At 66.2% G+C, this 7,791-nt stretch carries 7 protein-coding genes; 3 read left to right on the forward strand and 4 right to left on the reverse strand.

The genetic code is table 11. The annotated features are described in order from the left end of the window. Positions 1-53 precede the first annotated feature (53 nt). Positions 54-1,073, forward strand: coding sequence for an energy transducer TonB (locus WDB66_RS14260; RefSeq protein ID WP_339399277.1), 1,020 nt, complete (start codon positions 54-56; stop codon positions 1,071-1,073). 491 nt (positions 1,074-1,564) lie between these two features. Here the strand turns inward: WDB66_RS14260 and WDB66_RS14265 are convergent, their stop codons facing one another. The 4 genes from WDB66_RS14265 to WDB66_RS14280 form a co-directional block, all read right to left on the reverse strand. Then, the gene (locus tag WDB66_RS14265) at positions 1,565-2,731 is read right to left on the reverse strand and encodes an ABC transporter permease (RefSeq protein ID WP_339399278.1); all 1,167 of its coding nucleotides are present in this window, start codon (positions 2,729-2,731) and stop codon (positions 1,565-1,567) included. Next, positions 2,728-3,474, reverse strand: coding sequence for an ABC transporter ATP-binding protein (locus WDB66_RS14270; RefSeq protein WP_339399279.1), 747 nt, complete (start codon positions 3,472-3,474; stop codon positions 2,728-2,730). Before WDB66_RS14270 ends, WDB66_RS14265 begins: the two co-directional genes overlap by 4 nt. 1 nt (position 3,475) lies before the next feature. Then, complete coding sequence (locus tag WDB66_RS14275) at positions 3,476-4,933, reverse strand: alpha/beta hydrolase (RefSeq protein ID WP_339399280.1); 1,458 nt, start codon at positions 4,931-4,933, stop codon at positions 3,476-3,478. Positions 4,934-5,055: 122 nt separating this feature from the next. Then, complete coding sequence (locus WDB66_RS14280) at positions 5,056-5,799, reverse strand: ferredoxin--NADP reductase (RefSeq protein WP_339399281.1); 744 nt, start codon at positions 5,797-5,799, stop codon at positions 5,056-5,058. Between the two features lie 86 nt (positions 5,800-5,885). On the opposite strand from WDB66_RS14280, the gene WDB66_RS14285 reads away from it, so the two are divergent. Together WDB66_RS14285 and WDB66_RS14290 are read left to right on the forward strand one after the other, a co-directional pair. After that, positions 5,886-6,791 carry an ABC transporter ATP-binding protein gene (locus WDB66_RS14285; protein ID WP_339399284.1) on the forward strand — a complete coding sequence of 302 codons (906 nt, stop codon included), beginning with the start codon at positions 5,886-5,888 and terminating at the stop codon, positions 6,789-6,791. Then, complete coding sequence (locus WDB66_RS14290; protein ID WP_339399282.1) at positions 6,788-7,567, forward strand: ABC transporter permease; 780 nt, start codon at positions 6,788-6,790, stop codon at positions 7,565-7,567. Before WDB66_RS14285 ends, WDB66_RS14290 begins: the two co-directional genes overlap by 4 nt. Positions 7,568-7,791 lie beyond the last annotated feature (224 nt).

Below are 7,791 nucleotides of genomic sequence, written 5' to 3' on the forward strand. Positions count from 1 at the left end.
CGCGTGCAGGCAGAATCCGACGTTTCACGATTCAGGGGGAAAACCCGATGGAAATGAGCTTTTCGATGCGACATGGCCGTCGCCTTGGCATCGTCGCCTTGGCCGCTGCGGCCCTGATCCTGAGTGCCTGCGGTGGCAAGGAAGAGGCTCCACCCGCACCACCACCGGCTGCCAGCGCTCCGGCCGCGCCGCCGCCGGCCGCACCCGAACCGGCCCCGGCCGAGGATGAATCGGTCGTCGTCTCGCCGACTCTGGTGGATACGCTGAGCAGCGAGGAACTGCTGACCCGCGCCGATCAGGCGATGAAGGAAAACCAGCTGTTCGTCCCGGCCGGCGAAAGCGCCTTCGAAATGTATCTGCGCGTCAACGAGCTGGAGCCCGAGCAGATCACCGCGCGCAACGCCCTGACCGACTTGTTCCCGTACGCGGTGCTGTATGTCGAGCAGCGCACAGCTGCTGGCGACCTGCCCGAGAGTGAGCGCATGCTCGACCTGATGCAGCGCGCCAATGAAAAGGCGCCAGCACTGGCACGCCTGCAGCGTGGCGTCAGCGAGCTGCGCAACCGTGTCACCGCCGAAGCCCAGCGCGCCGCCGCAGCCGAAGCGCAGCGTCTGGCTGCGGCACAGGCGGCCGCTGAAGCTGCCGCAGCGGCAGCGGCTGCTCCGCCTCCGGCCCCGGCGGCCGCGCCGGAACCTGCTCCGGCGCCGGTGGCCAGTGCGCCCGAGCCCGAGCCCAGCACTCCGGCCACGCCTGTGGCCAGCGCCCCGCCCCCGGCTGCGCCGGCCCCGCCACCGCCACCGCCGCCGGTCGAGCCTGCTCCGGTGACGCCGAGCGTGGTCTCCGCAGTCCAGCCGCGCTATCCGCCGAATGCACTGCGGCGTCGCGTCGAAGGCTCGGTCGAGCTGGGCTTCACGATCATGCCGGATGGCAGCGTCGCCAACGTGCGGGTGCTGTCCAGCCGTCCGGGCAATACCTTCGACCGCGAAGCGATCAATGCGATGGAGCGCTGGCGCTTCACCCCGCCGGGCCGTCAGGTGGAAAGCCGTCGCGTGTTCGACTTCAAACTCGACTGATCCGCGCCACCGCTGAACAACAAAAGGCCGCCCTAGGGCGGCCTTTTTTGTGGTCCTTCGATCTTCCATTCCCGGTACTGTCCGGGCAGCAACCGGATTCAACGGAAGCAGGCTTGCCCGCCCTCTGATCGCGATAAGTCCGCATCCATAAACCCCCGGTGATCAACCATAGGTCGGGGTGAGTTTTGCGAACCCCGACGCCTCGGTATCCGCTTGCATCACATAAATCCGTACTTCGGCATTGCACCGGTTCCCGCTGTTGCGGTTCGCGTTCGCTCACCGCCAACCTATGACAGCATCCTGTCTTTTGTGCGTGGGGGTTTGTCCGCGATGTGGCCTTTCCGGTGTCGGTGCTTGCGGCAAGGCCCACCCTCCAATCGCAGGCAAACCTGCTTGCACAAGGTGCCCGGAGCGGTGAAACAATGCGCTGCACAACCGCTCCGTATCCAGCCATCCATGGCCGGAGCGGACGTTGGAAACCTTGCTGGGCGTCAGGCGGAAACCGCCAGGCGCTCCTTGTGGTACATGCGGGCGGCGATGAACCACAGCACGCCGGCGATCGCCAGGCCGACCACCAGATAGAACACCCATTCCTGCAGGCCGAGCGGTTCGCCGCGCAGCACCTTCATGATCATCTGGTTCTGCGCCAGGAACGGCACCGCCAGCATCCACAGCTGGTTCTTGACCGGTGAAATCAGCAGGTAGAAGGTCGGCAGCATCGGCAGCAGGAACAGGATGCTCATATAGCTCTGCGCTTCCTTGACGCTCTTGACGCTGGCCGAGATCACCGTCAGCAGGCTGGTGCCGAACAGCAGCGTCGGCGCCAGGATCAGCAGCAGCTTGGACATCGCCAGCAGTGATACATCGACCCGGGTATTGCCCGGCGCCAGCCAGAACGCCAGTTTGAACGCGGCCAGCATCAATACCAGGCTGAACACGCCGAACACGCAGGCGGCCAGGATCTTGCCGCTCATGATCGCCGCGCGCGAGGCCGGTGTGGCCAGCAGCGGTTCCAGCGATTGCCGCTCGCGCTCACCGGCGGTGGCGTCGATAACCAGATAGGCGCCGCCCACGAAGGCGCTCATGATCAGGAAGTAGGGCAGGAAGGCCAGCGCCTGTCCGACCTGACTGCTGGGCGTGGACAGATCGGTCTGCGCCACCATCACCGGCATCCCGACAGCAGGGTCGATGCCACGCGCCAGCAGCCGCAAGGCGCCGACCTGTTGTCCGTAGCCTTGCAACACGGCCATCACGCGCGTCACCGGAATGCGTGAATCATCGCGCGTGCTGTCGTGCAGGATCTCGACCAGGGCCGGCTTGCCGCGCCGCCAGTTGTCGGCGTAATCGGGCGCGATGCGCAGGATCACATCCTCGTCCTGCGCTGCGATCGCCGCTGCCGCATCTTCCGGTGCCGGCATCGGTTCGATGTTGCTGCGACGCAGCCAATCGACCAGGTTCGGCGCATGCTCGGCGCCGATCACCGGCACCTCCAGCGTCTTCTGCATCTGGGTGCTGAATTTCTTCTGCATCACGCTGCCCATGCCGACCACCAGGCCGACGATCAGCAGCGGCCCCATCAGCAGCGAGATCAGCACGGTGCGCCGGTCGCGCGCCAGATCGAGCAGTTCCTTGTTCATCACCACGAACATGGATTTCATCCGAACAACCCCTCTTCCGATCCGATCACGCGCACGAAGGCGTCTTCGAGATTCTGTTCACCGGTCTGCGCGCGCAGTTCGTCCGGCGTGCCCTGCGCCACCACCGTGCCCTGCGCGATCACCACGATGCGGTCACACAGCGCGGCGACCTCCTGCATGATGTGGCTGGAGAAGATCACGCAGCGGCCCTCGTCGCGCAGCTGCCGCAGAAAGCCACGCATCGCGCGCGTGGTCATCACGTCCAGGCCGTTGGTGGGCTCGTCCAGGATCACATTGCGCGGCTCGTGCACGATGGCGCGGGCGATCGCGGTCTTGGTGCGCTGGCCCTGCGAGAAACCCTCGGTCTGCCGGTCCAGGATGTCGTCCATCTCCAGCGCCTGCGACAAGGCCGTGACGCGGCGCGCGATGGTCGTTTCATCCATGCCGTGCAGGCGGCCGAAATAGGCGATGTTCTCGCGTGCGGTCAGGCGCTTGTAGACGCCGCGTGCATCCGGCAGCACGCCCAGGCCACGACGCACACGGTCCGGCTGAGCCACCGCATCGATGCCATCGACCCGGACCGTGCCCCGATCAGGCCGCATCAGGGTGTAGAGCATGCGCAGCGTGGTGGTCTTGCCGGCGCCGTTGGGGCCGAGCAGGCCGGTGATCTGCCCGTCGTGGGCGGAAAAACCGACATCCTTGACCGCCTGCACCGTGCCGGTGCGGGTCTTGAAGGCCTTGTGCAGGCCGCTGACTTCAATCATCTCAGGGCTCCCAGCCGTGATAGCCGGAGAACGGCGGTGTGGGGGACAGGCGATCCAGACATTCGGTTTCCAGTGACTTTGCATCGGCGGATTCAATGAACTGCGCCATCAGGCGCGGCATGCAGCCGGCACCGATCACGTTGTGGCCCTGCCCGCGCAGCACCAGATGTACGCCGTGGTCGAGGCCTTCGAGCACCTGCTCGCCATAGCGCGCCGGGGTGACCGGATCCAGTTCGCCGGACAGCAGCAGTACCGGCGTATCGGTGCTCAGTGGCTGGCGGAAATCATCCGGCCGCGTGCCGCGTGGCCAGACCGCGCACTGCGCCTGCGAGTATTCGATGAACTCGGTGCCCAGCACGCTGCCGGCGTCATCCGGATCCACACGCAATTCGTCGGCGTCTTCGCTGCAACTGACCGACAGGCCCATGCCGTGCGCCATCGAGCCGCCGAGCGAACCCAGCAGCATCTTCGCCTGCGCCATCGCGGCATCGGTCTGGCCCTGCGCCAGTTCGTGCAGCAGCAGCGGCAGGGTCGAGGCCACGGCCGGCTGATAGGCATACATGCGCAGCAGCGCGGACAGCATCGGCCAGCTGAAACGGCCTTCGTGCACCTGACCGGTGGTGGCGTCGCGGTAACGCACCGGGCGCGGTTGGGCCTGGAGTTCGGCCTTCAGGGTCTGAAGATGCTGGCGCGGATCACCCAGCGCCGTGCTGCAGCCCGGATCCTGCTGGCAGCGCAGGAACTGCGCGGCAAGGGAATCTTCGAGATTGGCGGCATGCTCCTGCCCCAGCACCAGGGTATTGGGCACCACGCCGTCGAGCACCACGCTGCGGACCCGCTCGGGATGGCTGCCGGTGTACTGCTGCGCGACGCGGGTGCCGTAGGACACGCCAACCAGATTGATGGTTTCCGCGCCCAGCGCCTGCCGTACCGCCTCCAGATCGGCGACAGCATCGGTGGTGGTGTAATGGCGCACATCGGCGTGGCTGGAAAGCTTCTTCAGGCACTGGAGGGTGAAGTCGGCGAGGTATTCGGGGGTCGGGTCAAGCTGGTCCCAGTCCTGTTCGTCACTTTCGCACTGCAAGGCGTTGGAACCGCCAGTGCCGCGCTGGTCCAGCAGGATCACGTTGCGCTGCTTGAGGATCTCCGAAAACGCCCCGGCCGTGGAGGGATAGCTGTCGCGCGCCGACTGCCCCGGGCCGCCGGCGAGCAGGAATACCGGGTCCGGCTCCGAAGCGCCGGCGGCCGGCCCGATCCAGGCCAGAGCCAGCGAAATGCGCCGCCCATCCGGCGCGGAACGGTCTTCCGGCACCTCCAGCTGCGAACACCAGGCCTCGACCGGCGGCAAGCCGGATTCGGCAGTCAGGGTGCAGGGCGAGAATTCAAGCTCGCCCAGGGTGCGGGCCGGGGCCAGCGCCGGCAGCAGCAGGGTGGCGGCAAGCAGCAATCGGGGATTCATGGGTTCACCATCGGCAGCAATCGCAAAATCGGGGGGAACATACAGACGGGTGGTGCGTCGGGCTGTGACCGCAGCGCGGGGAACTCGCGTTGCGCAGCAGCGGCAGCCGCTCCGGACCGGCATCAACCCGACGCCACATAGCGCTCGCGCCGGATGCGTGCTGGCGGCAGGCCGGCGTTGCGCAGCAGCTGGAAGCATTCATCGACCATGTCCGGGTTGCCGCACAGCAGCGCCAGGTCGTCGGCGCGCGGTGCCAGTGTTTCAAGTACGGTCTGGACCCGACCGGCGCGCAGATGCGGGTCGGTGTCGGGCACCGCTTCGCGCGTGATGCAGGCGATATAGTCGAAGCCCGGCAGGCGTGCGGTCAGCGCCAGGAATTCGTCGTGCCAGGGCAATTCGTCGCGTTTGCGCGCACCCAGCAGCAGCGTGGCGCGCGCGCCGTTGTGCAGGATGCGCCGTTCCAGCTCCGGCAGCATCGCGCGTAGAGGTGCCACACCGGTACCGGTGGCGACCAGCAGATGGCGCTGTGCGATGTCGTTGGCTTGCAGCCCGAAGCGCCCGAACGGACCCAGCGCCTGCACCGTGTCGCCCGGTGCCATGCCCTCGAACAGGGCCGAGGCGATGCCGCCAGGCATCAGGCTGACCGCCAGTTCCCAGCGTCCGGGCAGGGCATCGGCATCGGGTGCATTGGCCAGCGAGTAGCTGCGGCGCTGCACCTGGCCATCGGCATCGGGCACCAGTACCTGCACGAACTGGCCGGCGCGGAACGGCAGCGCCAGACCTTGCGCATTTTCGAAACCCAGGTGCAGCACGCCGGGCACCAGTTGCCGGCGGTCGCGCAGGCGCAGCGGAATCGGATCGGACACGGGCACACCCGGACAGGACAGGGCCGATATACTAACCGGCTTGGCTTCACAGGCAGGACAGCACCTTGGCGACCCCGGCGTTGCACATTTCCGCCCTGCGCAAGCGTTACGCCAATGGCGTGGAGGCCTTGCGCGGTATCGATCTGGATGTGGAGGAAGGCGATTTTTTCGCCCTGCTCGGCCCCAACGGCGCCGGCAAATCGACCCTGATCGGCATCGTCAGTTCGCTGGTCAATGCCAGCGAAGGCCAGGTCGAGGTGTTCGGCGTGGACATCGCGCAGCAGCGCCAGCAGGCGATGCGGCTGATCGGTCTGGTGCCGCAGGAAATCAACTTCAACCTGTTCGAAAAACCCTGGGACATCCTGGTCAACTACGCCGGTTTCTTCGGCGTGCCGCGGGCCGAGGCGGCGCGGCGTGCGGAACAGGAACTGGAGCGCGCCCAGCTGTCCGAAAAGGCCCACAGCATCAGCCGCACCCTGTCCGGAGGCATGAAGCGCCGGCTGATGATCGCGCGCGCGCTGATGACGCAGCCGCGCCTGCTGATCCTGGACGAACCCACCGCCGGCGTGGACATCGAAATCCGCCGCGGCATGTGGAAGCAGCTGCGCCAGATCAACGCCGCCGGCACCACGGTGATCCTGACCACGCATTACCTGGAAGAAGCCGAAAACCTGTGCCGCAACATCGCCATCATCGACCACGGCCGTATCGTGCAGCACAGTTCGATGCGCGCGCTGCTGGCCACGCTGGATGTGGAAGGTTTCGTGTTCGATATTGACGGCCAGTTGCCGCCCACCTTGCCGGACATCCCCGGCGCGCGCCTGACCGCGCTGGATGACCACACCCTGGATCTGGAAATGCCGCGTTCGATGGACCTCAACAGCGTGTTCGCCACACTTGGTGCGCACAACATCACGGTGCGCTCGCTGCGCAACCGCGCCAACCGGCTGGAAGAACTGTTCGTGCGCCTGACCGGCAGGGACGCGGCATGAGCGGCCAGCACCACCCCAACCTCGTCGCGTTCCACACCATCGCGCGGCGCGAGATCGTCCGCATCCTGCGCATCTGGGCCCAGACCCTGGTGCCGCCAGTGATCACGATGACGCTGTATTTCCTGATCTTCGGCAAGCTGATCGGGGCGCGCATCGGTGACATGGGCGGTTACAACTACATGGATTACATCGTCCCCGGCCTGGTGATGATGAGCGTGATCCAGAACGCCTACGGCAACATCGCCTCCAGTTTTTTCGGCGCCAAGTTCGGCCGCCATGTCGAGGAACTGCTGGTCAGCCCGGCGCCGAATCTGGTGATCCTGGCCGGTTACGTCGCCGGTGGCGTGATGCGCGGGCTGATGGTGGGTGTGATCGTACTGCTGGTGGCGATGTGCTTCACCCAGGTACGCATCCCGTATCCGCTGGTGACGCTGAGCACGGTGATCCTGGGCGCGACGATCTTCGCGCTGGCCGGCTTCGTCAACGCCGCCTACGCCAAGAAGTTCGACGATATCACTATCGTGCCGACCTTTATTCTGACCCCGCTGACCTATCTGGGCGGCGTGTTCTATTCGATCACGCTGCTGCCCGGCTGGGCCCAGGCCGCGACCCACGCCAACCCGATCTTCTACATGGTCAACGCCTTCCGCTACGGCCTGCTCGGCGTCTCGGACGTGCCGCTGTGGATCGCCTATGCACTGATGCTGGGCTTCGTGCTGGTGCTGGGCACGCTCGGTGTGTGGCTGCTCAAGCGTGGCGTCGGCCTGCGCAGCTGAGGGCGAAAGGACCGGCTCTCGTATTCAAGTAGCCCTGACACGTAGCCAGGGTAAGCGAAGCGCACCCGGGAGGGGCTTTCCCTATGATCCGTGCATCCGGAACAGGCGTTCCAGATCAATGCGGCCCCGGGTGCGGCTGCGCCTTACCTGATGGGATGGACTCCTCCTCCCACGGACGGCATCGCGATGTGCCAGATTGCGGCGAGCCGAGGAGGCATCGTTCG

Origin of the sequence: Denitratimonas organivorans (genome assembly GCF_037478135.1) — a bacterium.
In the GTDB taxonomy this organism is placed as follows: domain Bacteria; phylum Pseudomonadota; class Gammaproteobacteria; order Xanthomonadales; family Xanthomonadaceae; genus Denitratimonas.

Excerpts from the sequence above, each read along its gene's own strand:
- WDB66_RS14275 (WP_339399280.1), bottom strand. The coding sequence starts at position 4,933 with ATGAATCCCCGATTGCTGCTTGCCGCCACCCTGCTGCTGCCGGCGCTG.
- WDB66_RS14270 (WP_339399279.1), bottom strand. The coding sequence starts at position 3,474 with ATGATTGAAGTCAGCGGCCTGCACAAGGCCTTCAAGACCCGCACCGGC.
- WDB66_RS14260 (WP_339399277.1), top strand. The coding sequence starts at position 54 with ATGAGCTTTTCGATGCGACATGGCCGTCGCCTTGGCATCGTCGCCTTG.
- WDB66_RS14265 (WP_339399278.1), bottom strand. The coding sequence starts at position 2,731 with ATGAAATCCATGTTCGTGGTGATGAACAAGGAACTGCTCGATCTGGCG.
- WDB66_RS14290 (WP_339399282.1), top strand. The coding sequence starts at position 6,788 with ATGAGCGGCCAGCACCACCCCAACCTCGTCGCGTTCCACACCATCGCG.